General features: G+C 70.2%; 25 protein-coding genes and 1 riboswitch. Of the genes, 12 read left to right on the forward strand and 13 right to left on the reverse strand.

The genetic code is table 11. The features are described from left to right. The 4 genes from ACWPN5_RS26400 to ACWPN5_RS26415 are packed head-to-tail and all read left to right on the forward strand — an operon-like array spanning position 1 to position 5,733. On the forward strand, positions 1-2,874 hold the full coding sequence (locus tag ACWPN5_RS26400) for an FAD-binding and (Fe-S)-binding domain-containing protein (protein ID WP_492298308.1): 2,874 nt from the start codon (positions 1-3) through the stop codon (positions 2,872-2,874). Positions 2,875-2,893: 19 nt separating this feature from the next. Next, the gene (locus ACWPN5_RS26405) at positions 2,894-3,664 is read left to right on the forward strand and encodes a (Fe-S)-binding protein (protein ID WP_492298310.1); all 771 of its coding nucleotides are present in this window, start codon (positions 2,894-2,896) and stop codon (positions 3,662-3,664) included. Continuing rightward, positions 3,657-5,081 (forward strand): LutB/LldF family L-lactate oxidation iron-sulfur protein, encoded by a 1,425-nt coding sequence (locus ACWPN5_RS26410; protein WP_492298312.1) that lies wholly within the window; start codon positions 3,657-3,659, stop codon positions 5,079-5,081. The genes ACWPN5_RS26405 and ACWPN5_RS26410 overlap by 8 nt, the downstream gene beginning before the upstream one ends. Next, a complete protein-coding gene (locus ACWPN5_RS26415) occupies positions 5,074-5,733 on the forward strand; it encodes a LutC/YkgG family protein (protein WP_492298313.1) in 660 nt (219 codons plus the stop codon). The genes ACWPN5_RS26410 and ACWPN5_RS26415 overlap by 8 nt, the downstream gene beginning before the upstream one ends. A 28-nt stretch (positions 5,734-5,761) precedes the next feature. Here the strand turns inward: ACWPN5_RS26415 and ACWPN5_RS26420 are convergent, their stop codons facing one another. The 5 genes from ACWPN5_RS26420 to ACWPN5_RS26440 form a co-directional block, all read right to left on the reverse strand. Continuing rightward, the gene (locus ACWPN5_RS26420; protein WP_145681804.1) at positions 5,762-6,556 is read right to left on the reverse strand and encodes a DUF3108 domain-containing protein; all 795 of its coding nucleotides are present in this window, start codon (positions 6,554-6,556) and stop codon (positions 5,762-5,764) included. Between the two features lie 10 nt (positions 6,557-6,566). Next, entirely contained in the window at positions 6,567-6,863 is a 297-nt protein-coding gene (locus ACWPN5_RS26425) for a GNAT family N-acetyltransferase (RefSeq protein WP_014242492.1), read from the reverse strand. Continuing rightward, the gene (locus ACWPN5_RS26430) at positions 6,860-8,488 is read right to left on the reverse strand and encodes an alpha-amylase family glycosyl hydrolase (RefSeq protein WP_492298316.1); all 1,629 of its coding nucleotides are present in this window, start codon (positions 8,486-8,488) and stop codon (positions 6,860-6,862) included. The genes ACWPN5_RS26425 and ACWPN5_RS26430 overlap by 4 nt, the downstream gene beginning before the upstream one ends. A gap of 10 nt (positions 8,489-8,498) precedes the next feature. Further along, positions 8,499-9,284, reverse strand: a complete 786-nt coding sequence (locus ACWPN5_RS26435) for an SDR family oxidoreductase (RefSeq protein WP_145681806.1) — start codon at positions 9,282-9,284, stop codon at positions 8,499-8,501. A 73-nt stretch (positions 9,285-9,357) separates the two neighbouring features. After that, positions 9,358-10,314 carry a DMT family transporter gene (locus ACWPN5_RS26440; RefSeq protein WP_247888192.1) on the reverse strand — a complete coding sequence of 319 codons (957 nt, stop codon included), beginning with the start codon at positions 10,312-10,314 and terminating at the stop codon, positions 9,358-9,360. A gap of 267 nt (positions 10,315-10,581) precedes the next feature. On the opposite strand from ACWPN5_RS26440, the gene ACWPN5_RS26445 reads away from it, so the two are divergent. Next, positions 10,582-10,764: a hypothetical protein gene (locus ACWPN5_RS26445; RefSeq protein WP_145673622.1), complete on the forward strand. Its 183-nt coding sequence runs from the start codon at positions 10,582-10,584 to the stop codon at positions 10,762-10,764. 44 nt (positions 10,765-10,808) lie between these two features. Here the strand turns inward: ACWPN5_RS26445 and ACWPN5_RS26450 are convergent, their stop codons facing one another. The 3 genes from ACWPN5_RS26450 to ACWPN5_RS26460 form a co-directional block, all read right to left on the reverse strand. Then, positions 10,809-11,105: a DUF1289 domain-containing protein gene (locus ACWPN5_RS26450; RefSeq protein ID WP_492298318.1), complete on the reverse strand. Its 297-nt coding sequence runs from the start codon at positions 11,103-11,105 to the stop codon at positions 10,809-10,811. Positions 11,106-11,183: 78 nt separating this feature from the next. Continuing rightward, the gene (locus ACWPN5_RS26455; RefSeq protein ID WP_492298320.1) at positions 11,184-11,528 is read right to left on the reverse strand and encodes a hypothetical protein; all 345 of its coding nucleotides are present in this window, start codon (positions 11,526-11,528) and stop codon (positions 11,184-11,186) included. Between the two features lie 16 nt (positions 11,529-11,544). Further along, complete coding sequence (locus ACWPN5_RS26460; protein ID WP_492298322.1) at positions 11,545-13,119, reverse strand: methyl-accepting chemotaxis protein; 1,575 nt, start codon at positions 13,117-13,119, stop codon at positions 11,545-11,547. A 333-nt stretch (positions 13,120-13,452) separates the two neighbouring features. Next, positions 13,453-13,599, forward strand: a riboswitch (yybP-ykoY riboswitch). A 58-nt stretch (positions 13,600-13,657) separates the two neighbouring features. Here ACWPN5_RS26460 and ACWPN5_RS26465 point away from each other — a divergent pair. Beyond that, positions 13,658-14,221, forward strand: coding sequence for a manganese efflux pump MntP (locus tag ACWPN5_RS26465; protein WP_114856783.1), 564 nt, complete (start codon positions 13,658-13,660; stop codon positions 14,219-14,221). A 22-nt stretch (positions 14,222-14,243) separates the two neighbouring features. Here the strand turns inward: ACWPN5_RS26465 and ACWPN5_RS26470 are convergent, their stop codons facing one another. Further along, positions 14,244-14,669, reverse strand: a complete 426-nt coding sequence (locus ACWPN5_RS26470; RefSeq protein WP_492298325.1) for a hypothetical protein — start codon at positions 14,667-14,669, stop codon at positions 14,244-14,246. A gap of 59 nt (positions 14,670-14,728) precedes the next feature. After that, positions 14,729-15,097, reverse strand: a complete 369-nt coding sequence (locus ACWPN5_RS26475; RefSeq protein WP_492298327.1) for a hypothetical protein — start codon at positions 15,095-15,097, stop codon at positions 14,729-14,731. Positions 15,098-15,376: 279 nt separating this feature from the next. On the opposite strand from ACWPN5_RS26475, the gene ACWPN5_RS26480 reads away from it, so the two are divergent. Further along, complete coding sequence (locus ACWPN5_RS26480; RefSeq protein ID WP_145681814.1) at positions 15,377-16,066, forward strand: alpha/beta fold hydrolase; 690 nt, start codon at positions 15,377-15,379, stop codon at positions 16,064-16,066. 65 nt (positions 16,067-16,131) lie between these two features. Here the strand turns inward: ACWPN5_RS26480 and ACWPN5_RS26485 are convergent, their stop codons facing one another. Continuing rightward, positions 16,132-16,326 carry a hypothetical protein gene (locus ACWPN5_RS26485; RefSeq protein WP_247888194.1) on the reverse strand — a complete coding sequence of 65 codons (195 nt, stop codon included), beginning with the start codon at positions 16,324-16,326 and terminating at the stop codon, positions 16,132-16,134. Between the two features lie 268 nt (positions 16,327-16,594). Between ACWPN5_RS26485 and ACWPN5_RS26490 the strand changes: the two genes are divergently transcribed. Then, positions 16,595-17,416, forward strand: a complete 822-nt coding sequence (locus tag ACWPN5_RS26490) for a tellurite resistance TerB family protein (RefSeq protein ID WP_492298329.1) — start codon at positions 16,595-16,597, stop codon at positions 17,414-17,416. A 126-nt stretch (positions 17,417-17,542) separates the two neighbouring features. After that, complete coding sequence (locus ACWPN5_RS26495) at positions 17,543-18,136, forward strand: O-methyltransferase (protein WP_145681821.1); 594 nt, start codon at positions 17,543-17,545, stop codon at positions 18,134-18,136. A gap of 12 nt (positions 18,137-18,148) precedes the next feature. Here ACWPN5_RS26495 and ACWPN5_RS26500 read toward each other — a convergent pair whose 3' ends face one another. Both ACWPN5_RS26500 and ACWPN5_RS26505 read right to left on the reverse strand, forming a co-directional pair. Beyond that, positions 18,149-21,559 (reverse strand): acyl-[ACP]--phospholipid O-acyltransferase, encoded by a 3,411-nt coding sequence (locus ACWPN5_RS26500; protein WP_492298331.1) that lies wholly within the window; start codon positions 21,557-21,559, stop codon positions 18,149-18,151. 3 nt (positions 21,560-21,562) lie between these two features. Then, complete coding sequence (locus ACWPN5_RS26505) at positions 21,563-22,144, reverse strand: TetR/AcrR family transcriptional regulator (protein ID WP_492298333.1); 582 nt, start codon at positions 22,142-22,144, stop codon at positions 21,563-21,565. A 175-nt stretch (positions 22,145-22,319) separates the two neighbouring features. On the opposite strand from ACWPN5_RS26505, the gene ACWPN5_RS26510 reads away from it, so the two are divergent. From ACWPN5_RS26510 to ACWPN5_RS26520, 3 genes are all read left to right on the forward strand, one after another. Further along, positions 22,320-23,492: a M20 aminoacylase family protein gene (locus tag ACWPN5_RS26510; protein WP_492298334.1), complete on the forward strand. Its 1,173-nt coding sequence runs from the start codon at positions 22,320-22,322 to the stop codon at positions 23,490-23,492. Positions 23,493-23,795: 303 nt separating this feature from the next. After that, entirely contained in the window at positions 23,796-25,121 is a 1,326-nt protein-coding gene (locus ACWPN5_RS26515) for an NAD(P)/FAD-dependent oxidoreductase (protein WP_492298336.1), read from the forward strand. A 2-nt stretch (positions 25,122-25,123) separates the two neighbouring features. Beyond that, positions 25,124-25,636, forward strand: a complete 513-nt coding sequence (locus ACWPN5_RS26520; RefSeq protein ID WP_035683038.1) for an L-2-amino-thiazoline-4-carboxylic acid hydrolase — start codon at positions 25,124-25,126, stop codon at positions 25,634-25,636. Positions 25,637-25,642 lie beyond the last annotated feature (6 nt).

Raw genomic sequence — 25,642 nt, forward strand, 5'->3', positions numbered from 1 at the left:
ATGCTGCCCGCGCCCTATGACCGCCTGCACGCGGCCCTCCGGGAGTTCATGCCGGACGAACGCCTCGTCACCGACCCGCTGCGCACGCTGGCCTACGGGACCGACGGCAGCTTCTACCGTCTGATCCCGAAGATCGTCGCCATCGTCGAGGCCGAGGGCGAGGTGGTGCGGCTGCTCAACCTCTGCCGGGAGATGAAGACCCCGGTGACCTTCCGCGCCGCCGGCACCAGCCTGTCGGGCCAGGCGGTCACCGATTCCGTCCTGGTTCTGCTGGGCGACAGCTGGCGCGGCTGCACCATCCCGCCGGGTGCCGCGACGGTGACCCTCCAGCCCGGAGTCATCGGGGCGGAGGCGAACCGCAAGCTGGCTCCCTTCGGGCGCAAGATCGGTCCGGACCCGGCCTCGATCGCCACCGCCAAGATCGGCGGCATCGCGGCCAACAACGCCAGCGGCATGTGCTGCGGCACCGCGCAGAACAGCTACCGCACGCTGGCTTCCATGCGGCTGGTGCTGGCCGACGGCACGCTGCTCGACACCGGGGACGCCGCCAGCCGCGCCGCCTTCGCGGTCAGCCACGGCGCCCTGCTGTCCGGCCTGTCCGATCTGGCCGCCCGCACCCGCGCCGACGAGAAGTTGGCGGAGCGCATCCGCAACAAGTTCCGCATCAAGAACACCACCGGCTACAGCCTGAACGCCCTGGTCGACTTCGAGGAGCCCATCGAGATCCTCCAGCACCTGATGATCGGGTCGGAGGGCACGCTCGGCTTCCTGTCCGAGATCACCTACAACACGGTGCCGGAACACGCCCACAAGGCGAACGCCCTGCTGATGTATCCGGACATCGGGGAGGCCTGCCGCGCCGTCGCGCTGATGAAGCCGACGCCGGTCTCGGCGGTGGAGCTGATGGACCGCGCCTCGCTGCGCTCGGTCGAGGGCAAGCCGGGCATGCCGGACTTCATCGGCGGGCTGGGGCCGGACGCCTCCGCCCTTCTGGTGGAGATCCGCGGCGAGGACGCCGCGGCGCTGGACGCCAATATCGCCGCGGTCAGCGCGGTGATCGCCCAGACCCAGACCCTGTTCCCGCCGACCTTCACCACCGACGCCAAGCTGGGCGAAAGCTACTGGAAGATCCGCAAGGGCCTGTTCCCGGCGGTCGGCGCCATGCGCAAGGTCGGCACCACGGTCATCATCGAGGACGTGGCCTACCCGCTCGACCGGCTGGCCGAGGCGACGGTCGAGCTTCAGGCCATGTTCCTGGAGTTCGGCTACACCGAGGCGATCATCTTCGGCCACGCGCTGGAAGGGAACCTGCACTTCGTCTTCACCCAGGCCTTCGACACCGACGAGGAGGTGGACCGCTACCGCCGCTTCATGGACGCGGTGTGCGATCAGGTGGTGCGCAAGTACGACGGCTCGCTGAAGGCGGAGCACGGCACGGGCCGCAACATGGCCCCCTTCGTGGAGATGGAGTGGGGTCCGCAGGCCTATGGCCTGATGAAGGAGATCAAGGCTCTGCTCGACCCGCAGGGCCTGCTGAACCCCGGCGTCATCCTGAATGACGACCCCGAGGCGCATCTCAAGAACCTGAAGGCGATGCCCGCCGCCCATCCGCTGGTGGACACCTGCATCGAGTGCGGCTTCTGCGAGCCGACCTGCCCGTCGCACAAGATGACGCTCTCCCCCCGCCAGCGCATCGTCGGCTGGCGCGAAATCTCGCGCCTTGAGGCCACCGGTGCCGACGCGGCGCGGCTCAGCGCTCTGCACGACGCCTACGATTACCAGGGCATCGACACCTGCGCGGCCTGCGGCCTCTGTTCCACCGCCTGCCCGGTTGGGATCGAGACGGGGCTGCTCATCAAGGCGATCCGCGGCGACCGTCGCGGGGCGGTCGCCCATGGGTTCGGCAGCTACGTCGCCGACCACACCGCCGGGGCCTTGTCGGTCGCCCGCACCGGCCTGAAGCTGGCCGATCTGGCCAAGCGGACGCTCGGCGACGACACGGCGAACGGGCTGTTCGAGAAACTGCGCACCGTCACCGGCCAGCGCCTACCGCATCTCCCCCGTTCGCTGCCCACCCCGACCAGCTTCACGCCGCTGCCTCAGGCCAAGGCGTCCGCCGACGCGCCGACCGTCGTCTATGTGCCGAGCTGCACCAGCCGCAGCATGGGGCCGGCCGCCAACGACCCGGAGAAGACCCCGCTGCCGGTGAAGGTGGAGGCGCTGTTCCAGAAGGCCGGCTACCGCGTCGCCTATCCGGAGCAGCTGGCCTCGCTGTGCTGCGGCATGCCGCTGGAGAGCAAGGGGCTCGCCGCCCAGGCCGACGCCAAGGCGGAGGAGATGGTCCGCGCCATCTGGGCGGCCAGCGCCGACGGCACGGCCCCGGTGGTCCTGGACACCAGCCCCTGCTCTTTCCGGCTGAAGAAGCACCTGAAGGACGCCGGGCTCCAGGTCCTGGATCTGGTCGAGTTCATCCACGACCATCTGCTGGATCGTCTGAATTTCACCAAGCAGACGGAGCCGGTGGTGCTGCACTTGACTTGCTCCACCCGCCGCATGGGGCTGGACGCCAAGATGAAGGCGGTGGCCGCCGCCTGCGCCACCCAGGTGGTGGTGCCGGAGGATGTCGGCTGCTGCGGCTTCGCCGGCGACAAAGGCTTCACCACGCCGGAGCTGAACGCCCACGCCCTGCGCCACCTGTCCAAGGACATCCCCGCCGGGGCCAAGGCCGGCTATTCGAACAGCCGGACCTGCGAGATCGGCCTGTCCGACCACTCCGGCTTGCCTTACCGTTCCATCGTCTATCTGGTCGATGCCTGCTCGACGCCGAAGGCTCCCGCCACGGCTTCCGCGCGCGCGTCGGAACCCGCGTTCTGAGGCGGGAGGGAGGAAAATCATGAGCCACGACGGCACCACGAGCCGGCCCGCCATCGAGCGGCCCGAAAGCGTCTATTTCTTCGGCACCTGTCTGGTCGACCTCTTCTACCCGGAAGCCGGCATGGCCGGCATGGAGCTGCTGAAGGCGCAGGGCGTCCGCGTCGTCTTCCCGCAAGGGCAGAGCTGCTGCGGCCAGCCCGCCTACAACTCCGGCTACCGGGAGGAGGCGCTGAAGGTCGCCCGCGCGCAGTTGGACTACTTCCCCGGCGACTGGCCCATCGTCGTGCCGTCGGGGTCCTGCGCCGGCATGATGAGCAAGCACTGGCCCGACCTGTTCAAGGGCGAGCCGGACGAGGCCCGCGCCCGTCAGGTGGCGTCGCGCGTGTGGGAGCTGACCCAGTTCCTCGTCCAGGTCCTCAAGGTCAAGTTCGAGGACCAGGGGCCGCCGGTGAAGATCACGTGGCACGCCTCCTGCCACGCCCAGCGCGAAATGGGCGTGACCGACGAGCCGAAGACCCTGCTGCGCCAGCTCGCCAACGTCGAGCTGGTCGAGTTGCAGCGGGAGAAGGAATGCTGCGGCTTCGGCGGCACCTTCGCCGTGCGCCATCCGGAGATTTCCGCCGCCATGGTCGGCGATAAGGTGGCGGACATCGAGAACACCGGGGCCAAGGCCGTGGTGTCCGGCGACTGCGGCTGCCTGATGAACATCTCCGGCGCGCTGGAGGGCGGCCAAAAGCCGGTCCGGGGCGTCCACATCGCCCAGTTCCTGAAGGAGCGCACCCATGGGTGAGACCAGCATCAACTTCGCGAAGGCCTCCAGCGCCGCGCTCCAGGACCAGCAGCTCCGCGGCAACTTCCGCCGCGCCATGGACGGGCTGATGTCCAAGCGCGCGGTGCAGTTCGCCGACACCGCCGAGTGGAACGGGGTCCGCGCGCTCGGCGCCTCGGTCCGCCTGCGCGCCCTGTCCAAGCTGCCGGAACTGCTGGAGAAGCTGGAAGCCAACTGCACGAAGAACGGCATCCAGGTCCATTGGGCCTCCACCACCGACGAGGCCAACGCCATCGTCCTGTCCATCATGCAGCGCGTGAACGCGAAGCTGGTGGTCAAGGGCAAGTCGATGGTGTCGGAGGAGATGCACCTCAACGCCTTCCTGGAGAAGCGCGGCATCGAGTGCCTGGAAAGCGACCTCGGCGAATACATTGTCCAGCTTGATGAAGCGATGCCCTCGCACATCATCATGCCGGCGATCCACATGAACACCAAGCAGATCGCCCATCTGTTCAAGCAGAAGATCAAGGAAGCGGAATACACCGAGGACGTGGCCCAGCTGACGGACCTCGCCCGCCGCGTCCTGCGCAAGAAGTTCGCGACCGCCGACGTCGGCATCTCCGGCGTCAACATGGCGGTGGCTGAGACGGGTACGCTCTGTCTGGTGGAGAACGAGGGCAACGGGCGCATGAGCACCACCGTGCCGCCCGTCCACATCGCCGTCATGGGCCTGGAAAAGGTCGTCGAGAAGCTGGAAGACGTGCCGCCGGTCATCAGCCTGCTGACCCGCTCCGCCACCGCCCAGCCGATCACCACCTACGTCAACATGATCTCCAGCCCCCGCAAGGCGGGCGAGAAGGACGGCCCGGACGAGATCCATCTGGTGATCCTCGACAACGGGCGGTCGGGCATCTACGCCGACGAGGAGCTCCGCAACACGCTGCGCTGCATCCGCTGCGGCGCCTGCATGAACCATTGCCCGGTCTACACCAAGGTCGGCGGCCACGCCTATCAGGCGCCCTACCCCGGCCCGATCGGCTCGATCCTGATGCCGCAGGTGGAAGGGCTGGAGAAGCGGGGCGAGCTGCCGCACGCCTGCACCATGTGCAACGCCTGCGTCGAGATCTGCCCGGTCAAGATCCCCATCGTCGAGATCATGGGCCGCCTGCGGTCGGAGGCCGTTCATCCCGGCGACGCGGTGCGGGGCGCCGGATCGCACGCCAGCAAGGCGGAGGCGATGGTCTGGAAGGGCTGGTCGATGACCTACGCCTCACCGCTCGCCTACCAGTTCGCCACGGCGCTTCTGGCCAAGCTGGGCAACGCCGCGCCGGCCAGCCTGCCGCTGCTCAAGGAGTGGACGAACGTGCGGGCCAAGCCGCGCTTCGCCAACCGCACGCTCCACGCCCTCGCCCGCGAGAAGGGGATTCCCGATGTCTGAGTCCAGAAACGCGATCCTGGGCAAGCTGCGCGCCGGGCGCGACGCCCACCCGCTGACCCCACCGGAGTCCGACTTCGCCGTCCTGCGCAACAAGCGCTGGGACGGCGCGGAACGGCTGGAGCGCATCAAGCGCATGATGGAGGCCGTCCACACGGAGTTCCTGGAGACGACGGAGGCCGACTGGCCTACCGACGTCCAGGCCTTCCTCAAGGCGCAGGGCACCCGCAACCTGCTGTTCGGCCCGGCGACCGAAGCCGGGGGGCGCCTGTCGGCCGAATGGGCGGAGGGCGGGCCGGAGCTGATCCCCTACGCCGACCGGGTCGAGACTTTCAAGGAACGGCTGTTCGACGGCATCGACGCCGGCATCACCACGACGCTGGGCGCCATCGCCGACACCGGCAGCCTGATCGTCTGGCCGACGCCGGAGGAGCCGCGGCTGATGTCGCTGGTGCCGCACATGCACGTGGCGCTGCTGCGCGCCGACGCGCTGTACGACACCTTCTGGCAGGCGATGACCGAGAACCGCTGGGCCGACGGCATGCCGACCAACGCCCTGCTGATCTCCGGCCCGTCGAAGACGGCGGACATCGAGCAGACGCTGGCCTACGGCGTCCACGGGCCGAAGCGGCTGGTGGTGGTCGTTATCCGCTGACGGCGTCGGCGCTCACGGAAGCAGCGGGTCAGAGGCCGGCCTTCACGCCGACGGTGTGGACCAGCACCGTCATCGTGTCGGTCGGCACCTCCACCGTCACGGGGACGACGCGCCCGCTCTCCGGCGCGCGGGCGAACCACACGGTCGCCTTGCGCTCGACCCCTTCGGCGAAGAAGCGGTCCCGGTCGCGGTCGCCCTCGAAGCCGGCCACCGGGCGGACGGTGACCGCGCAGACCTCCGCCGATCCCGTGGCGATGCGGTAGCGCGACGAGGGCAGGTTGCCCTGGCCCTGCGGCGTCATGATGATGTCGTAGCGGCGGCGCCCGTCATAGACGGGGTAGCGGCCGCCGCAGCCACCCGCCCGGCTGGCGGTCAGGATCACCGCCGCCCCGGCGCTCAGCGGATCGATGCTGCCTCGGCGGCTGTCCGGCGGCACCCGCGCCGCCTTGTCGGGGCTCAGCGGCGGCTCAGCCTCCACGTCCACCCCGTCGGAGCCGAAGGTCAGCGTCATGATGTCCTGCTTGCGGCGCAGGCGGCGCTCGCCGCGGAAGCGGTCGGGCTGGGCGGTGCCGGCCTCCAGCCGGCCGGCGGATTCGGCGTGGTAGCGGAAGTTGGTGAAGAGGCCAAGCCAGGGCACCGCCTCCGCCTCCAGCGCTGCGCGGTAGCGGCTGGCGGCGCCCTCCGCCTCCTCCGTCAGCACGACGCTGCCGCGCGCCAGGGAGACGCCGCCGCCATAGGCGGCGAAGTCCAGCTCCAGCGTCGCGGCCGATCCAGCCGCCGGCAGAAGACACAGCAAGCCGGCGGTTAGGACAATCCGTTTCACGGCGAACGCCTCACGTCGATGGTCCGCCCTCCGCGACGACCAGATCCTGGTATTCGGGGTGGCGCTGGATGTATTTGGCCACGAAGGGGCAGACCGGCACAACCTTCTGCCCGCTGGAGCGCGCGTCCTCCAGCGCGCCGCGCGCCAGCGCGGAGCCGATGCCCTGCCCGGCCATGCTCTCCGGAACTTCGGTGTGGGTGAAGACGATGGCCCCGTCGCGCTTTTCGTACTCCACCACCGCGGTGGCGTCGCCCACGGTCAGCTCGTACCGGTTCTTGGCCGCGTTGTTCTTCACGTCCCCGCTCATTCCCCACCCTTTCCCTTGTCGTCGAAACCGATCACCATCCCCTCGTCGGGCCGCAGGCGCAGGGTGCCGGACACCGGCTCCCCACCACGGTCGAGATGGGTGGACAGCCGGATATGGGCAGCGTCGGGCACCGCGTCCACCTTTCGCTCCGCCGCCGACAGGTTCAGCAGGACACGGAAGCGGTCGCCTTCATGGCGGCGCTCGTAGACCAGGACGTCGTCCTCCGCCGACACCGGCTCGTAGCGTCCGACCGACAAGGCCGGCTCCGCCCGCCGCAGCGCCAGCAGGGCGCGGTGCAGCGCCAGCATCGAGGACGGGTCGGCCGCCTGTGCCGCGACGTTCACCCGGTCATGGTCGGGACCGAGCGGCAGCCAGGGCTCACCCGTCGTGAAACCGCCCCGCGGACCGCCGTCCCAGGGGATCGGCGTGCGCACCGGATCGCGGCCCAGCCCCAGGCCGGGAATGTTCTTCTCCCACGGGTCCTGCACGCGGTCCGGCGGGATCGCCACGTCGGTCATTCCGATCTCGTCGCCCTGGTAGAGCGTCGGCGTGCCGCGCAGCGTCAGCAGCAGCATGGCCGCCACCCGCGCTTGGCCCATCCCCAGCCGGCTCGCCACGCGTGAGCGGTCGTGGTTGCCGAGCACCCAGTTCGGCCAGCCGCCGGGCGGCAGGGCCGCCTCGTAGGTGCGGATCAGCGCGGCCAGCGCCTTGGCCTCCCACGGGGTGGACAGCAGATGGAAGTTGAAGGGAAGCTGGAAGCCCGTCAGGTCGGCGCCGTAATAGGCCATGAGCTGGTCGATGGGCAGATAGGCCTCGCCGATCAGCAGCCGGTCGGGGCCGTAGCCGTCCGCCACCCGGCGCATGGCGGCGATGGCATCGTGCACCTCCGGCTGGTCCACCGTGTGCAGGCGGATCAGCCGGCGGACCGGCGACATGCCCTCCCGCCAGCCGGGGTTCGGCGGGTTGTCGCGGAATTGCGCGTCCTTGATCAGATGATGGATGGCGTCCACCCGGAAGCCGTCCACCCCGCGCTCCAGCCAGACGCGCAGCGCGTCGAGCATGGCCGCGCGCAGCGCCGGATTCCGCCAGTTGAGGTCCGGCTGCTCCTTCAGATAGGCGTGGTAATAGTATTGGCCGGTCGCCGCGTCCCATTCCCAAGCGCCGCCGCCGAACTCCGACAGCCAGTTGTTCGGCGGTCCCCCGTCCGGGGCCGGGTCGCGCCAGATGTACCAGTCCCGCTTGGGATCGTCGCGCGACGAGCGGCTGGCCTGGAACCACGGGTGTTGGTCGGAGCTGTGGTTGGGCACGAAATCCAGGATCAGCTTCATGCCCCGGCGGTGCAGTTCCGCCAGCAGCCGGTCGAAATCCGCCATCGTCCCGAACAGCCGGTGGATGCCCGTGTAGTCCGACACGTCGTAGCCGAAATCGGCCATCGGCGACGGGTAGATCGGCGACACCCACAGCGCGTCCACCCCGAGCGCCTGGAGATGGTCGAGCCGGGCCAGGATTCCCGGCAGGTCGCCCACCCCGTCGCCGTTCGAATCCTGGAAGGAGCGCGGGTAGACCTGATAGATCACCCCGCTCTGCCACCACGCGACGCCGTCCGCCATGATGCCGTCCGCCATGAGCGGGTCCTCAGCCGATCAGCAGGGATTCGGCACCGTCGATCCAGACGGGGGTGCCGGTGATGTGCTTCGACCGGTCGGACGCCAGGAACAGCGCCAGCTCCGCCACGTCGGCGCTGCTGCCCGGCTTGCCACGGGTCAGCGGGATCTCGCCGTCGGGATATTCGGCGGCCTCCTCGGCCTCCGCGGTGTTGCGCGCCTGGGTGTTGTCCTGGATCGCGGTGTCGATCATTCCCGGACAGATGGCGTTGACGCGGATGCGGTGCTTGGCCAGTTCCAGCGCCAGCATCTGGACCATGGCGACCTGCGCCGCCTTGGTGCAGGAATAGGCGGTGGCCCCGGCGTTGCTGAACACCCGCGTTCCGTTGATCGAGGCGGTCACCAGCACCGATCCGCCGCCCGCCTTCTTCAGATGCGGCACCGCGTGGTGCAGCGTCAGGTAGGTGCCGCGCAGGTTGATGTTGATGGTGCGGTCCCATTCCTCCGGAGTCAGCTCGTCGATCGGCGCCCAGACGCCGTTGATGCCGGCGTTGGCGAAGACGATGTCCAGCCGCCCGTACTCCTGGACCAGCCGGTCCACCGCCCGCTTCACCGCCTCGCTGTCGGCGACGTCGGCGACCAAGGGAATCGCCTTGCCACCCGCCGCGGTGATCTCCTCCGCCGTCTTGCGGATCTCATCCTCGGTGCGGCTGAGCACGCCGACGCTCGCCCCGGCGCCGGCGAACAGGGTGGCGGACGCCTTGCCGATGCCCGATCCAGCCCCGGTGATGAGGGCGACTTTTCCGTTCAAATCCATGGTGAAACCGGCTCCGCTGCTTGTGCTGGGACAGCAGAGCCAACCGATGGCGGCCGGGGCGGTTCCCGTGTTTCTAAGCACCCACGGCGGGCGCGCGGCGGTTCACCAGCCAGATGCCGGCGCAGACCAGCAGCATCGCCGCGGCGAGGCTCACGCTGATCCGCTCGCCCAGCAGCAGGGCGCCGGACAGCACGCCGAACAGCGGGGTCAGGAAGGTGAAGGCCGACAGTCGGGCCGCCGGGTAGCGGGCCACCAGCCAGAACCAGGCGAGGTAGGAGGCGAAGGCCACCACCACGATCTGGAAGGCGAGGCAGGCCAGCGCCAGCGGGCCGGGCGCGGTCACCCCCGCCTCGCCCATCAGAAGCGAAGCCACCGGCATCACCGCCCCGGACACGGCGAGCTGGTAGAACAGCACCTTGGTCGAGCTGGCGCGGACCAGCCGGCTGCCCTTGATGACCAGGGTGGTGGCCGCCCACAGCACCGCCGCGGCCAGCACCATCAGGTCGCCGATCACTTCGCGGTTCGTCGGCAGGCGCAGCCCGTCGGCGAAGGCGACGGCCACCCCGACGAAGGCGCAGGCCAGCCCGGCCGCCTGGACGCCGCGCATCCGCTCCCCCGGCAGCAGCAGATGCGCGCCGACCGACACCAGGAAGGGGGCCGTGTAGAGGAACAGGATGCTGCGCGACACCGTGGTGTAGGACAGCCCGGCATAGACCAGCAGGAACTCCCCGGCGAACAGCAGCCCGGCCAGCAGGCCCAGCCCCAGCGTGCCGTCCCGCTCGAACAGGCGCATGCCGCGCAGCGCCGCCCAGGCCCACAGCAGGGCCAACGCGCCCAGCGAGCGCAACCCGCCCTGGAGCACCGGCGAGAAGCCGGTCATGGCGACCTTGATGGCGACCTGTTGCAGGCCCCAGAGCAGGCAAAGCAGGACCAGCGTGGCGGAGGCGGCGCCGTCCAGCTCCGCGCGGCGTTCGTTGATGGCGATGGCGCTCATGATGATGGCCGCGGCGGCGCGGCGGTCCGCCGCCATCCCACCGCACGTCCTCCCCCGTTCATTCTTCCTTCAGCGCGCAGAATGGGGCGCCGCCGGGAAGCCGGTCAACGAACGCCTGCGAAGGGCAGACCCGCGCGTGGGCGCGCTGGCCTCCTTGGACTTTTGTGCAATGCGGTACGCAGGCATGCCCACAATGCGCAGCTCACCGCCGTCCCGTGGTTCATATTGAAAGGGCAATCGATGGCGCCGCTGTTGCGGCGTTCACCTCTTCCACGACAAATCAACACCCGAAAAGGAACGGACGTGATCCACAAGATCATGGACAAGATCGACCGCGTCATCGCCCAGAAGCGTGAGACCGGCGAGCTTGATGCTTGGCTTTCGAACGGTATGGCCCGCCGTTACTGCCAGGAACTGACGGTTTCACAGAAGCACTATTACCCTGCCCTGCTGCTGTACGTGGAACGGCACGCCGGGATCGGTTGACACGGCGCCCATAGTCCGGCCGTCAAGGCCGCGGGCGGCGGCGTTCACTCCGCCGCCCTGGCGACCGGCCCCTCCAGGCCCGACCGGCGGGCGCGCAGGGTGGCGAGCTTCGCCTCCAGCTTGCGAATCTTCTTGTCGAGCTTCTTCGCGCGCTTGCCGTCCTTCTTTGAGACGGTGCCGCCGCGCGCGGCGATGCGGGCGTTGATCGCCGCCTTCGTCTCGTCCGGCAGGCGTTTCCAGTGCTTCACCTCGGCGCGGGTGCGGAAGCAGCCCAAGCAACGGTCCGCCGCGTCGAAGCGGCAGAGCTTCGTGCAGGGATTGCGGGTGTCGTGTGTGCCCATAGCGCCATAGGATGGGTGCTGCGGTGCCGAAGGAAAAGCCCCCGCCACCCCGTCCTGCGGACGATTCTCAGAAATTGCTCAGGGCGCCACGCGCCCGGACAGGCAGGAAGCCCGCGCCCGCTCGTCCACCGCCGCGGCGGCGGCGCCGGCCGCTCCATCCCCACGATAGAGCGCGGCGGGAAGCGGCCGGCCGGTGGCCTCGCCCTCCTTGCGGTGCCAGGACAGGATGCAGGAGCAGACCCGGACCGCCACCTCGGTGGAGCCGGTGTTCTGCGCGGCGAAGGGGCTGGTCTCGCAGGCCGCCAGGAAATCCCGGTTCGCGTCGGTCCGCCCGCCGTCCGGCGGGTCGCCGCTGAAGACCAGCAGCGCCGCCAGCGACGCGAAGAAGAAGACGAACAGCAGCGAACGCGGGTTGCGGAACACGGGCGGAAGCCTCCCCTTATGCCGAACGCACCTGATTGAGGAACGCGCCGGCCTGCTCGCGCAGGGCCAGCGCCTGCCGGCCGAGATCGGCAGCGGCGGAGCGCACCTCCGACGCCATGGTGCCGGTCTCGTGGGCGGAGGCCGACACGTCGCGAACGCTGTGGGTCACCTCCGACGTGCGGTCGGCGGCGCGCTGGACGCTGCGGGCGATTTCACCGGTGGTGGCGTTCTGACGGTCGGCGGACTCGGCGATGCGGCCGACCAGATCGTTGACCGCGATCACCGTGCGCCCGATGCCGCCGATAGCCGTCACCGCGCTGCCGGTCACCGCCTGGATCTCCGCCACCTGCTGGGCGATCTCGTCGGTCGCCCTGGCGGTCTGGTTGGCGAGCCCCTTCACCTCGTTGGCGACGACGGCGAAGCCCTTGCCGGCCTCCCCCGCCCGCGCCGCCTCGATGGTCGCGTTCAGCGCCAGCAGGTTGGTCTGCGCGGCGATGCTCTGGATCAGCGTCACCACCTCCCCGATCTTGCCGGCGGCGGCGGCAAGGCCCTCGACCGTGTGGTTGGTGCGCTCCACCTCCTCCACCGCGTTGCGGACCATGCGGGAGGACTCGTCGATCTGGCGGGACACCTCGACGATGGACGCCGTCAGCTCCTCGGTGGCGCCGGCCACGGTCCGCACGTCGTCGCTGGCCTCGCCCGCCGCGCCGCTGACCGCGGCGGCCTGCCCGCTGCTGCGCTCGGCGATGCCATGCAGGCGCTGGGCGTTGGCTTCGAGCTGGGCCGTCGTGGCGCTCAGCGTCTCGACCACGCTCAGCATGGTTTCGTCGAAGTTGCGGGCGACCGCGTCCAGCGCATCGCGGCGGTCCCGTTCGGCGCGGGCGCGCTCCTCCGCCTGGGCGGCGTCGAGCCGGGCCACCCGCTGCGCGTTCTCCTTGAAGACGCTGAGCGCCCGGGCCATGCCGCCGATCTCGTCCTTGCGGCCGAGCGCCGGAATCTCGACCGACAGGGTCCCCGTCGCCAGACGCTCCATGGCGCCGCGCATGGCGGACAGCGGGCGGAAGATGCGTCGCGACAACAGCAGGCTGCCGCCGGCCACCAGCAGCGTCACCGCGGCGCCCAGCCCACCGATCATCGTCTGGGTGTCGCGGATCGGGGCGAAGAACTCCGCCCGCGGCACACCGACATAGAGCACGCCGACCACCTTGCCCGAGCGGTCTTTGATCGGGTCGTAGGCGGTGTAGAAGGGAACGCCCAGGATGTCGGCCTGCCCACGGTACGGCTCGCCCCGGACCAGCACGGCGTCGTAGACCGGCCCCTTGGCCAGTTGGGTGCCGACGGCGCGCGCGCCATCCGGTTTCTGGACGTTGGTGGTGACGCGCGTGTCGCCCATGAACAGGGTGGCGGTGCCGCCGACCAGCGCCTTCACCCGGTCCACCGGCTCGAAGAAGCCGTTCAACGCACGGTCGCCGGCGTACAGCGTGCCGTCGCGGACGCTGATGTCCCGCCCGTACTGGTTCAGCACGTCCCAGGCGACGCGCATGTTCGTTTCCTGCCGCTCGACCGCCATGCGCTCCGCATAGCGGCTCAACAACGTTTCGTTGACAGCAAAGGTGCTGCTCGTCAACACTGCCAATCCACCGACACACAGCGACACCGTCTTGCCCGAAAGCGACAGCGAGCCGACCCCCGTCAGCAACCCCATGGCGAACCCCCGCCCCCAATGATGCCCAGTGAATCCCAGCGTTTCGTACGCCAACGAACCGCAGAGGCATAAAAGCGTCAGAGGCTCTTAACAAATCGTTCCGCACTGCACCATGCCCTGCCCCTGGCGGGGCACGACGCATGCCGTTTTAGAGTGATTCAAATATATATGAACAGCTGTTCATATAGATTGACACCCACACTCTGCGGCGTTAGGGTCCGCCTCGTCATTGGGGAGTAGCCACCCTCCTGCGAGAGGGGCGTGCGCCAACAAACTCGGGACCATCCTTTCTCCGGACGTCCCGTGGTGCACGCGGCAGCCGGACAGCGTCCGGCCGGTTCGGCAAGACCGATGGTGCGGATGTTCCCGAAGGCCAACCGGGGGTAGCCGTGCTGTCGTGTCCGTTTGGCCGGAGTTCGTTGCCATGCTCGGTGTGACCTCCCTCGTCCTCGCCGTCAGCCTTTCCATGGACAGCTTCGCCGCAGCGCTGGGCCGTGGCGCCGTTCAGAAGCGTCCGGGCCTGTCCGAGGCGTTGCGGGTCGGTTTCGCCTTCGGCCTCTGCCAGCTCTCGATGGCCTCGATCGGCTGGGCGGTGGGTTCGGCCTTCGCCGGCTTCGTCCAGGCGGTGGACCACTGGATTGCCTTCGGCCTGCTGCTGCTGATCGGCGGATCGATGATCCGCAACGCGCTGGCCGGGGAAGAGGACGACGAGGCGGCGGCCGCGCGCTCGGGCTGGCTGGCCCTGCTGACCGTGGCGGTGGCGACCAGCATCGACGCCAGCGCGGTGGGGGTCGGCCTCGCCATGGCGGACGTGAACATCGCGGTGACCGCCAGCCTGATCGGCGTCGTCACCTTCCTGATGGGCTTCGGCGGCGTCCTGCTGGGCCGGGCCGCCGGCCCGCTGCTCGGCCGCCGCGCCGAACTGATCGGCGGCCTCGGGCTGCTCGCCATCGGCACCAAGATCCTGGTCGAGCACACCCTTCTTTAACGCCGGGCAATCACGCCCGTTTTCAGGCGGCGACCGCTTGGACGATGTGGCCGGCCGCGGCGGCGGCCACCGTCTGGGCGAGCAGGCCCGGACGCTCCTGAACCCGGTCGCAGACCGCGCCGAAGTCGACGGACAGCGTCCGCTCTCCGCGATCGCGCAAGTCGCCGCAGCGCCGCCCGGCGTGCTCCAGGGTCGCCAGGGCCGCCCGGATGACTCCGGCCGCGATCTTCAACCGGCTGGCCCGCGCCGCGCCGGCGATCTCCTGGTCGTTCTGCGCCAGCCAGTGGGACAGCCCCTGCGACGCCACCGTGAACTCCCGTTCCAGCGCCGCCGGATCGCACGGCACCGCGCCGTCGGGCAGGCACAGCCGGCCGTTGGCGGAGGGGTAGGACAGCGCCGCCGCGATGATCGCGGAGGCCAGTTCCTGCCCGGAAAAGGGCGTCGTCACACAATCACTCATCATACAGGCGTTCATCGGTTCGCTCTCCAGCAGGCCCCGGCGCCCGGTCAGGGCACGGACAATTGCGCGCGGGCCATGCCGCCGTGCAGCGTGTCGAAGCAGACCACGCACTCCGGCGAGTTGGCGATGTAGGCCAGAACATCCGCGTAAGGGCCGTCGATGTGGATGAGTTCCGCCCCGCGATCCTCCGCCGCGCCGCGGCTGTGGGTGATCGTCAGCATGTCCATGCGCGGGCCGCGCCCGCCGGTAGTCGCCGCCAGCACCGCGGCCCGCTGCCGATGATCAGAATGGCGATGATCGGACGGCCGATGATCGGGGCGCAGGGCGACCACGACGCCGGCGGGAGCGGCATCGTCGACACCGCGGAGGGCGTTCGGGCGGCTTCCGGGACGGACGGCGGAAAGGGTCTTGACCATGGCTCACCTCAAGGGCTCGGGCTGGCGATACGGACGGACTGGCTTGGCGGAGGGGGCGGACAATCGCCTCGCCTCACTGTTGGTATACCGTATCCCAGAACAATCTTAGCTTCAAGGGCGATTTCGCGAAATTTTCATCCCGCTCCGCAGCAAGACATCCTTTGACCCCAGAGTCCGGGCGGCTTTTCCACAGGGAGGAAAAGCGCAGCCTCCGCGCTGGACAGGCGGGCGCGGGCGTGCTCAGAGGATAGGGTCGGTCACTGTCACGGGAATCGGTCCATGGACCCGGTCGCCACTTCCGTCATCCTCGTCCACGGCGCCTTCGCGGACGGCTCCGCCTGGAGCCGCGTGATCCCCCTGCTCCAGGCCCAGGGGCTGGAGGCGATCGCCGTACAGAATCCGCTGACTTCGCTGGACGAGGACGTCGCCCATGTCCAGCGCGCCATCGACCGCGCCAAGGGGCCGGTTGTGCTGGTCGGCCACTCCTGGGGCGGGGCGGTGATCACGCAGATCGGGAATCAGGACAAGGTGAAGGCGCTGGTCTATGTGGCGGCCTTCGCGCCGGGGGTCGGCCAGTCGCCGAACGACACGCTGAAGCCCTTCCCGCCCTCGCCCGGCCTGTCCAGCGTGTCGATGGACCGCGCGGGCTATCTGCATTTGTCGGCGGAGAGCCTGGCGGCGAACTTCGCCCAGGATGTGCCGGCGACGGAGGCGGCGCTGCTGGCCGCGACGCAGGGGCCGGTCCATGCCGGCTGCTTCCGCACGCGCGTGACCGCCGCGGCGTGGGAGCACAAGCCGTCCTGGTACGTCGTCGCCGGCGAGGACCGGATGCTTCCCCCGGCCTTCCTGCGGGCGACCGCCGAGCGCATCGGCGCGCGGACGGTCGAGGTCGGGACCAGCCACGTCCCGCACGCCTCCCGGCCCGACGCGGTGGCGGCGGTGATCATCGAGGCGGCGGGCGCCCGCTGACGGGCACCCGACCGCTCCCAATCACGATTTCAGGGCCACGATTTCAGGGCCACGGTTTCACGGCATCACCCGGCAGCGCAGCAGCAGGCGGGCTCCGGATCGGATTCGTCGTCGTTCGCGGCGACGCAGCCGTGCGCCGTGCCCAGCAGGCGATGGAGATAGTCGTTCCACAGCGACCCGCAGGCCGGGGCCGGCGGCGGAACGAACGGCGTCGGCGACAGGTCCGGCGGGGGCGGTTCCGCGATCCGGTCGAAGGTCATGGGCGTCTCCTCCAAAATGCCACCCGCCGACCGGCGGGCGTCGGCGCTTGCTGCGCTCTGATGCGCGCCACGATAGCGGAAGTCAGTGTTCCGCACAGCCTGTTCGAAAGCCACTCCACCTCCGGCATAGAAGCCGTCATAGAAGAAGGGTCGGCTGGTCAGGCCCATCATTGGCACCCTTAGCTGTGCCGTGACGCCAATCCCTTTCGTCTGTTGATGAGGCGCAAAGCTGCATCGACACGGACACCGATTAGGAGAGAGGCGCGTCATGGCGAATCTTCAGAACATCCTCGGCACCCTTCTGGCGACCGGCATGGGAGGGCACAGCCGCAGGAGCCCGCAGGATCTGGGGTCGATCCTGAGCCGGTCAGGGATGGGCTCGGGATCGGCGATGCACGCCCGCAGTGGCATGGGCGTCGGCCCCATGGCCGGGCTGGGCGCGCTTGCTTACCTCGCCTACCGCGCCTATCAGGAGCGGCAGCAGAATATGCCGCCCTCCGGACAGCCCTCCTCCGGACAAGCCCCCGCCCGCTCCGGGCAGCCGGGGAGCAGCCCGTGGGGGGCGCCGCCGTCCGGCTCGGGCAACACGCCGGGGGGCATCCTCGGCGGCATTCTCGGCGGGGCCGGCGCTTCCGGTGGCGGCTCGCTGGGCGAGCGGCTGTCCCAGGTCTTCCAGCAGCGCACCGCTCCCCCGCCCGACGCCGCCCCGTCCGGGGCCGGCGAGGGCGCCTTTCCCGAACTCGCCATGGAGGACCAGCACGCCCTGCTGCTGATCCGCGCCATGATCGCCGCCGCCAACGCCGACGGCGAGATTTCCGCGGTCGAGCGCCAGCGCGTCATGTCCGCCCTGGACGAGGCCGGCGGCGGCCCGGAGGAGCGGCGGATCGTGGAGCAGGAACTGTCCCAGCCGCAGTCGCTCGACTCGCTGGTCCGCTCCGTCACCGATCCGGACATGGCGGAGCAGGTCTATCTGGCCTCGCTGATGGCGGTGGACCGCGAGCATGAGGCGGAACGCGCCTATCTCTCCTACCTCGCCACCCGCCTGAAGATCGCCCCGCAACGCGCCGAGCAGCTCAACCAGGCGGCGTGACGTTTCCCGTCGCGAAACCCTCTCCCGCACCCGGCGGGAGAGGGTTTTCTGTGGTCCAATCTCTTGACCCCACGGCCACACTCGGCGCAGGGTCTTGTCCCACTCTCCGCCACCGGGACCACCACCATGCTGCTGGATGACGCCGTCGACCGCGTGCTCCGCGATCTTGAGAGCTATGGCCGCGACAACGACGCGCGCGAGGGCGACCGCGCCCGCAAGATGCTGAATCTGGAACGCGAGACGGCGGAGCTTTTGCACATCCTGGTGCGCAGCGGGCGCCGCCGCCGGGTGCTGGAGATCGGCACCTCCAACGGCGTCAGCACCCTGTGGCTCGCCGCGGCGCTGCAGGCCGTCGGCGCCACGGACCCGCTGACCAGCATCGAGCGCGATCCGGGCAAGAGCGCCCAGGCCGCCACCAACCTGGAGCGCGCCGGGTTGGCCAGCCGCGTCAACCTGCTGGTCGGCGACGCGACGGAGACGGTGGCGGGGCTGGACGGCCCCTTCGACTGCGTGTTCTTCGACGCCGACCGCTGGAGCGCCCCGGAGCAGCTTCGCCTCCTGCTGCCGAAGCTGGAGCCGGATTGCCTGCTGCTGGCCGACAACGCCCTGTCGCACCCGCAGGAGATCGCCGGCTACATCGCGGCGGTGGAGGCCCTGCCCGGCTTCGGCTCCACCATCTTCCCGGTGGGCAAGGGGCTGCACGTCGCCTGCCGCCCCTGACCTCACCACACGTCAGGCCGTTTCGCTCGCCAGCATTTCCGCGGCCAGCCGGCTGACGGCGGGGTAGTCGGTCTTGCCGGTGCCGAGCAGGGGGATCGCCGCCACCCGCAGCACATCGCGAGGAATGGCGATCTCCGGGGCGCCCTTGGCCTTGGCCGCCGCCGCCAGCGCGTCGCGGGTCGGGCCGGTGCCGGCGGTGACCAGAACGATCCGCTCGCCGCGCCGGGCGTCCGGCAGGGCGACGGCGGCGTGGGCGGCGTCCGGCGCGGCCTGGAGCGCCAGCTCCTCGACCAGCCCCAGCGGGACCATCTCGCCGGCCACCTTGGCGAAGCGCTTGACGCGCCCGACGATGCGAATGAAGCCGTCGGCGTCGATGTCCACGATGTCGCCGGTGTCGTGCCAGCCGTCCTCCGGCGGTTCCACCACGCCGGGGTTGTCGGCGCGCATGTAGCCCTTCATGACGTTCGGCCCGCGCACCCGCAGCCGCCCACCGACCGGCACGCCGGGGACCGGCAGCAGCTCCGTCTCGATGCCCGGCAAAGCCTGCCCGACCGTGCCGGGGCGGAAGCGCGCCGGCGTGTTGACCGCGATCACCGGGGAGGTCTCGGTGGTGCCGTAGCCCTCCAGCAGATGCACGCGCAGCCGTTCCGTGTAGGTGCGGCGCGTCTCCTCCTGCAACCGCTCGGCACCGGCGAAGACGAGCCGCAGCGAGCGGAAGTCGTAGGGGTCCGCCGCCCGCGCCCAGGCGTTCAGGAAGAAGTCCGTGCCGAACAGCACCGTGGCGTTGGTCTGGTAGACCAGTTCCGGGATCAGCCGGACATGGCGCGGGTTGGGGTAGAGCACCGTCTTCACCCCGTTCAGGATCGGCAGCAGCATCCCGCCGAGCAGCCCGAAGGAGTGGAAGACCGGCAGGCAGTTGAACACCACGTCCTGCCGCGTGAAGTCGACGACGGAGGCCACCTGCGCCATGTTGGCGAGCAGGTTGTCGTGGGTCAGCGCCACGCCCTTGGGCGGCCCCTCCGACCCCGAGGTGAAGAGGATCGCCGCCACGTCGTCCGGCTGTCCTTGCGGGGGCAGGAAGCGCTCCGGCGCCACCGAGGCGGCCAGCGCCCGCAGCTTGTCGCCGATGCCCAGCCCGCGCTTCACGTCCTCCAGATAGACGATGCTGTGGTCGGCGGCCAGCGCCTCGACCAACGGGCCGAGCCGCCCCATCTCCACGAAGCGGGCCGACGTGACGATCCGGCGCAGCCCGGCGGCGCGGCAGGCCGCCTTCACGGCCTCCGCCCCGGCGGTGAAGTTCAGCATCGCTGCGGGCCGCCCATAGGCCGCCAGCCCGAAGAACACCGCCGCGGTCGGCGAGGCGGTCGGCAGCAGCACACCCACCGCCTCCCCCGGTTCGGTGCCGCGGGCCAGGATGCGGCCGAGCACCAGGGAACGCGCGGTCAGGGCGCGGTAGGACAAAGTCGTGAAGTCGCCGTCCTGCACCGCGGCCTTGCCCCAGCCGGTCTTCCGCCCGGCCTCCAGCAGGGCGAGCGCCAGCGTGTCGGGCCGCTGCCCGGCGGCGAAGACGGTTTCCGTCATGACGCGCGACAGCCAGGATTTCAGCGCCGCCCGCCGCTTCTTTCCGGCCAGCCCGGTCACGTCCGGGGTGGCGACCGGCGGCATGACCGTGATGGTGATGCGCGGGAACAGGCCCAGCCGCAGCCGCCCGTGCATCCGCGACAGGATGGAGCGCTGCGCGCCCTCGATGCAGACCGGCACGATGGGGCAGCCCGCCTTGTCGGCCAGCATGCCGGGACCGCCGTTGATCTTCATCAGCGAGCCGGTGACGGTGATCCGCCCCTCCGGGAAGATGCAGATCTTGTGGCCCTCGGCCAGGGTGCGGGCGAGCAGGCGCGTGCCCATCGGCTTGGTCGGGTCGATGGTGACATGGTCGGCCAACGCCAGGAAGGGCTTGGCCCAGGCCTGCTGCGCGATGAAGCTGTCCACCGCGAAGCGCATCCCCGGCAGAAAGGCGGCGAGCAGAGCGCCGTCGAGGAAGGACTGGTGGTTCGGCGTGACGACGGCCGCACCCTCCAGCCGCTCCAGATGCTCGGCGCCGCGCAGCTCGACCCGGAAGGCCAGCCGGAAGAAGGCGCGGGCCAGCGCCCGCCCCATGCCCACCGCGTCGATGGCGAGCGCCAGGACGACGGCGGCCAGCATGCTCGCCCCGCCCCAGGCGGCGACGGTCAGCGGTGTCACGCCCAGCGCCAGCATGGCCGCGGCGATGCCGGAGCCGACCACCATGAACAGCGCGTTGACCACGTTGGCCGCCGCGATCACCCGGGCGCGGGCCGAGACCGCCGCGCGATGCTGGATCAGCGCGTAGAGCGGCACGGCGAAGGCGCCGCCCGCCGCGGCGATCAGGAACAGGTCGGCCAGCAGCGGCATCGCCCAGGGCTGGGCCAGCAGGGCCAGCGCCGACAGCGGCTCCGCCGACGGGGCGTCGGGCGTCAGGAAGGGCAACGCCGCCCCAGCCACGGCCGCGACGAGACCGGCCAGGGCGGCACGCCGCGCGTCGGCGCGCGACGGCACCCGGTGTCCCAGCCCGGCGTAGACGGAGCCGACCGCCACGCCCACCGCGAAGACCGCCAGCAGCAGGGTCGCCCCCTCGCTGTCGGTGCCCAGCGTCTCCCGCGCGATGGCCGGGAACTGCGCCATGACGACCGCGCCGACGCCCCAGAAGACGGAGATGCCGTAGATCGCCAGCATCGACACGCGGTCCTGCGCGGTGGCACGCAGCACGCGGAGGGTAACCGACACCGGGTTCAGCCCGACGCGCACCGTCCGGTCGGCGTTGCCCGCCCGCGGGATCAGCAGCGACGCCGCCAGCCCGCCCAGCGCCGTCGCCCCGAGCAGCCCCGGAAGCGCCAGCGGGTGGGCCAGGGCGAGCGAGCCGCCGGCGATGGTGCCCAGCAGGATCGCCACGAAGGTCCCGGCCTCGACCAGACCGTTGCCGGCGGTCAGCTCCTCCGGCTTCAGCAGGTCGGGGAGCAGGCCGTACTTGACCGGCCCGAAGACGGTGGAATGGGCGCCCATGCCGACCAGCGCGACGATCAGCACGCCGAGGTCGGCGCGCATGATGCCCCAGGCGGCGATCGCCATCAGGCCGATCTCCGCCACCTTCACGGCGCGGGCGATCAGCGTGCGGTCGAACCGGTCGGCCAACTGGCCGGCGGTCGCCGAGAACAGCAGGAAGGGCACGGTGAAGGCCGCCGCGGCGAGCGTGGAGATCAGCGCGCCGTCGCCCGCCGTCCCCGCCATGCCATAGACCGCCAGCACCGCGATGGCGCCGCGCAGCACGTTGTCGCCGAAGGCGCCGAGGAACTGGGTGACGAACAGCGGCAGGAAGCGCCGCGTGGCGAGAAGGCCGAATCCGCTCATGCGTCAGGCTCCCTTTCCGGTGGACAGGCCGCGCAGCAGCGCGTCGGCGACCGTGTCGGCCAGCGCGCCGAGCGGGGCCGTCTGCCGTCCGTAAACGTGCGACTGGATGTTGAGGACGATGGCGCCGATCACCGTGTGGGCCAGCGCCTCGCGGTCGGCGTCGACGATGCTCCCCTCCGCGATGCCGTCGCCGACGATGGCGCAGACCGCGTCCACCGGCGTCTCCAAACCGTCAGGAACCAGCGGCAGCGCGTCGTGCTGCGACAGCAGGAGGAAGCGCGCGCGGTCCGGCGCCGCCTCGACCAGCCCGAAGGCCCAGGCGATGACCCGGCGCAGCCGCTGCGGCGCCGGGCCGCTCCCCGCCGCCGCGCGCAGGTCATGCGACAGGGCGGTGTATTCGGCGGCGAACAGGGCGGCGGCAAGCTCCTCCTTGCTCGCCCAATGGCGGTACAGCGCCCCCTCCGACACCCCGGCGGCGCGGGCGATGTCCTTGATGGTGGTGGCCTTCACCCCCTTCTGGGCGAACAGCGCGATGGCGGCGTCCCGGACCTTGTTGCGTGCGTCGCTGCGGGCATCTTTGGACATGGCGCTTCCGTTCGTGGCGTTCGTCATGAGTGAACGTTCACTCACATCCTGCACGGAACCGGTCCGCGCTGCAAGGGTGATGTGACGGCACCGCATCGTCGTGCGCTTTGCACGACGGGTGCTTTTTTGGGCAAGATCATTCGCACACACTCATGAAACACAGGGAACCAGGGACATGGTGAGGACGATCGACGGGACGGAGGCGCTGACGGCCGACATGACCGCGTGGCGGCGCGACCTGCACGCCCACCCGGAAACGGCCTTCGAGGAGGAGCGGACCAGCGATTTTGTGGCGGAGAAGCTGGCCTCCTTCGGGCTGGAGGTTCACCGCGGCCTCGCCAAGACCGGCGTGGTCGGCCTGCTGCGCAACGGCGAGGGTCCGGCGGTCGCCTTCCGCGCCGACATGGACGCCCTGCACATCCACGAGCAGACCAACCTGCCCCACGCCTCGCGCAATCCCGGGCGCATGCACGCCTGCGGGCATGACGGGCACACGGCGATGCTGCTAGGCGCGGCGCGCCATTTGTCGGCGCATCCGAACTTCCAGGGCACCATCGCCTTCGTCTTCCAGCCCGCGGAGGAGAACGAGGGCGGCGGGCGCGTGATGGTCGAGGACGGGCTGTTCGAGAAATTCCCCGTCGAGCAGGTCTATGGCATGCACAACTGGCCGGGGCTGGAGGTCGGCAAGATCGCGCTGCGCTCCGGCCCGATCATGGCGGCCTACGACATCTTCGAACTGACCCTGACCGGCAAGGGCACCCACGCCGGCATGCCCCATCTGGGCACCGACACGATCCTGGCCGGCACCCAGGTCGTCAACGCCTGGCAGACCATCGCCAGCCGCAGCGTGCATCCCGTCGATTCCGCCGTGGTCAGCGTCACGCAGTTCCACGCGGGTGACACGTGGAATGTCCTACCGGCCACCGCCGTCCTGCGTGGAACCGTCCGGACCTTCCGCAAGGAGGTGCAGGACATGGTGGAGCGGCGCATGGGCGAACTGGCCAAGGCCATCGCGGGAGGCTTCGGGATCGAGGCGGAGATGCGCTACGAGCGCCGCTATCCGTCCACGGTGAACGAGGCCGGGGCGACCGAGCTGGCCCGCCGCGCCGCCGCCGGAGTCGTCGGCGAATCGGGGCTGGACCTGGACCCGATGCCCAGCATGGGCGCCGAGGATTTCGCCTTCATGCTGCAGCGGCGGCCCGGCTGCTACGTCTGGGTCGGCGCCGGGCCGTCGGACGGCGGGCGCAACCTGCACAGCCCGCATTACGACTTCAACGACGCGGTCCTGCCCATCGGCCTCAGCTATTGGGTGCGACTGGCCGAAACGGTGCTGCCGCGCGCGGCGTGATGGCGGGCGATATCCCCTCTCCCCTCTGGGGAGAGGGTTAGGGTGAGGGGGTTGCGCGTGTCCATACGTCCGGCAAAAGCGCATCCCCCTCACCGGCCCTCCGGGCACCCTCTCCCCGGAGGGGAGAGGGTTTACAAAGGCCACCGCCGTCATTCCGGCAGCCTTGTACAAACCATCCCTATCTCCCTATGGTTTGTGTATGAAACAGGAAAATTACCGCGTCCTCGCTATGGTAATTGCCCGGGTATGCAATTTGTCCCATGATCGGGCCGATTTCACCCGACAGACGTGGGACAAGGCACGGTGAAGGCGATAGAGAAGAAGACCGGTGTTCCTGGAACCGGCGGCATCTGGCAACGGCCCGACTCCCTGTGGGAGGCCACGGCCCCGCCGCCGCCGGCCCTTCCGGCGCTCAAAGACGCGGTGGACACCGACCTGCTGGTCATCGGCGGCGGCTTCACCGGCCTGTCGGCGGCCCTGCACGCCGCCGAATCGGGCAAGCGCGCCGTCGTCCTGGAGGCGTCGGAGATCGGGCGCGGCGCGTCCGGGCGCAACAACGGACAGGTCATCCCGACCCTGACCCGCCCCGACCCCGAGGATCTCGTCGCGAAGTTCGGGCCGGAGCGCGGCGAGCGCTTCGTCGCGCTGATCCGCGACAGCGCCGAGACCCTGTTCGCCCTGATTCGCCGTCTGGGCATCGACTGCGCGGCCGAGCAGACCGGCTGGGTGCAGCCGGTCCATTCGCCGGGCCGCATCGCCATCGCCGAGCGGCGGGCCAAGCAGTGGGGCAGCCGCGGCGCCCCGGTGGAGCTGCTCGACCGCGCCGGCATTTCGGCGCTGCTGGGCACTGACGCCTACCATGGCGGCTGGATGAACCGCAGCGGCGGCCACATCAACCCGCTGGCGCTCGCCCGCGGGCTGGCGGGCAAGGCGGTGGAGGCCGGTGCATCGGTCTTCATCAATTCTCCGGTCCTGTCGGTGGAGCGGCGCGGCGACCGCTGGGTCGCCCGCACGCCGGACGGCACGGTGACCGCCCATGCCCTGGTGCTCGGCACCAACGGCTACACCGCCGCCGTCTTCCCCGAAATCCGCACGGAGGTCGTCCCCGTCCTGTCCTGGCAGATGGCCACCCAGCCGCTGGACGAGGCGCAGCGGCGCAGCATCCTGCCCGGCCGTCAGGCCATGTCGGACACCCATGGCGACCTGCGCTTCATGCGTTACACCGCCGACCACCGGCTGGTCAGTGGCGGCGCGCTGCTCGTCCCCGTCGACGGGGCCGACCGGCTGCGGCGCATCGTCGGCCTGCGGCTGGCCTCCATGTTCCCCACGCTGCGCGGCCTGCGCTTCGATCATGTGTGGAACGGGCGGATCGCCATGACCACCGACTACACCCCGCGGGTCCACCAGCTCGGCCCCAACGCCTTCACCTGGGCGGGCTGCAACGGACGCGGCGTCGCCCTCTCCGTCTCGCTGGGACGGGAGCTGGCCCACGCGGCGCTGGGCAGCGATCCGGCGGAGCTGGCGCTGCCGCTGACCGAGCCGCGCCCCCTGCCCTTCAACGAGCTGCTGCAACGCATCGGCCCGTTCAAACTCCTGCAATACCGCTGGAACGACATCCGGGAAATCTGACGATGACTGAAGACACCAAGCCGCCTGCCGCCCCGGACCACGCCACGCAGCTGCGCAACGCCTACGCCATGCGGGCCGCGTCCTACGCCCACATGTTCGACGTGCTGCGCGAGCGCTACGGCACCGAGACGGCGCTGGACATCGGGCGCGAGGCGACCCGCCGCCTGGGCGAGGCGATGGGCGTGAAATACGCGGCGCACGGCCCCGACGACCTCGCCGGCCTGTGCCACGCCTTCCTCGACGGCATCCCGAACCGCGATTCCATGTTCGCGCCGGAGATCAAGCGCTGCGACGGCGACGCGCTGGAGATTCATTTCCACCGCTGCCCCCTGAAGGAGGCGTGGCAGGCCCAGGGCAAGTCCGACGAGGATCTGGAGCTGCTCTGCAACATGGCCGGCGCCATCGACGGCGGCCTGTTCGAGGCGGCCGGCTTTGTCTTCCGCGGCGAGACCTGGAAGCCCGGCGACGAGGGCTGTTGCCGCCTGAAGGTCCTGCCCGGCCCGAAGGCCGCCTGATCCGCC

It is taken from the genome of Azospirillum sp. UENF 211521 (assembly GCF_058780535.1).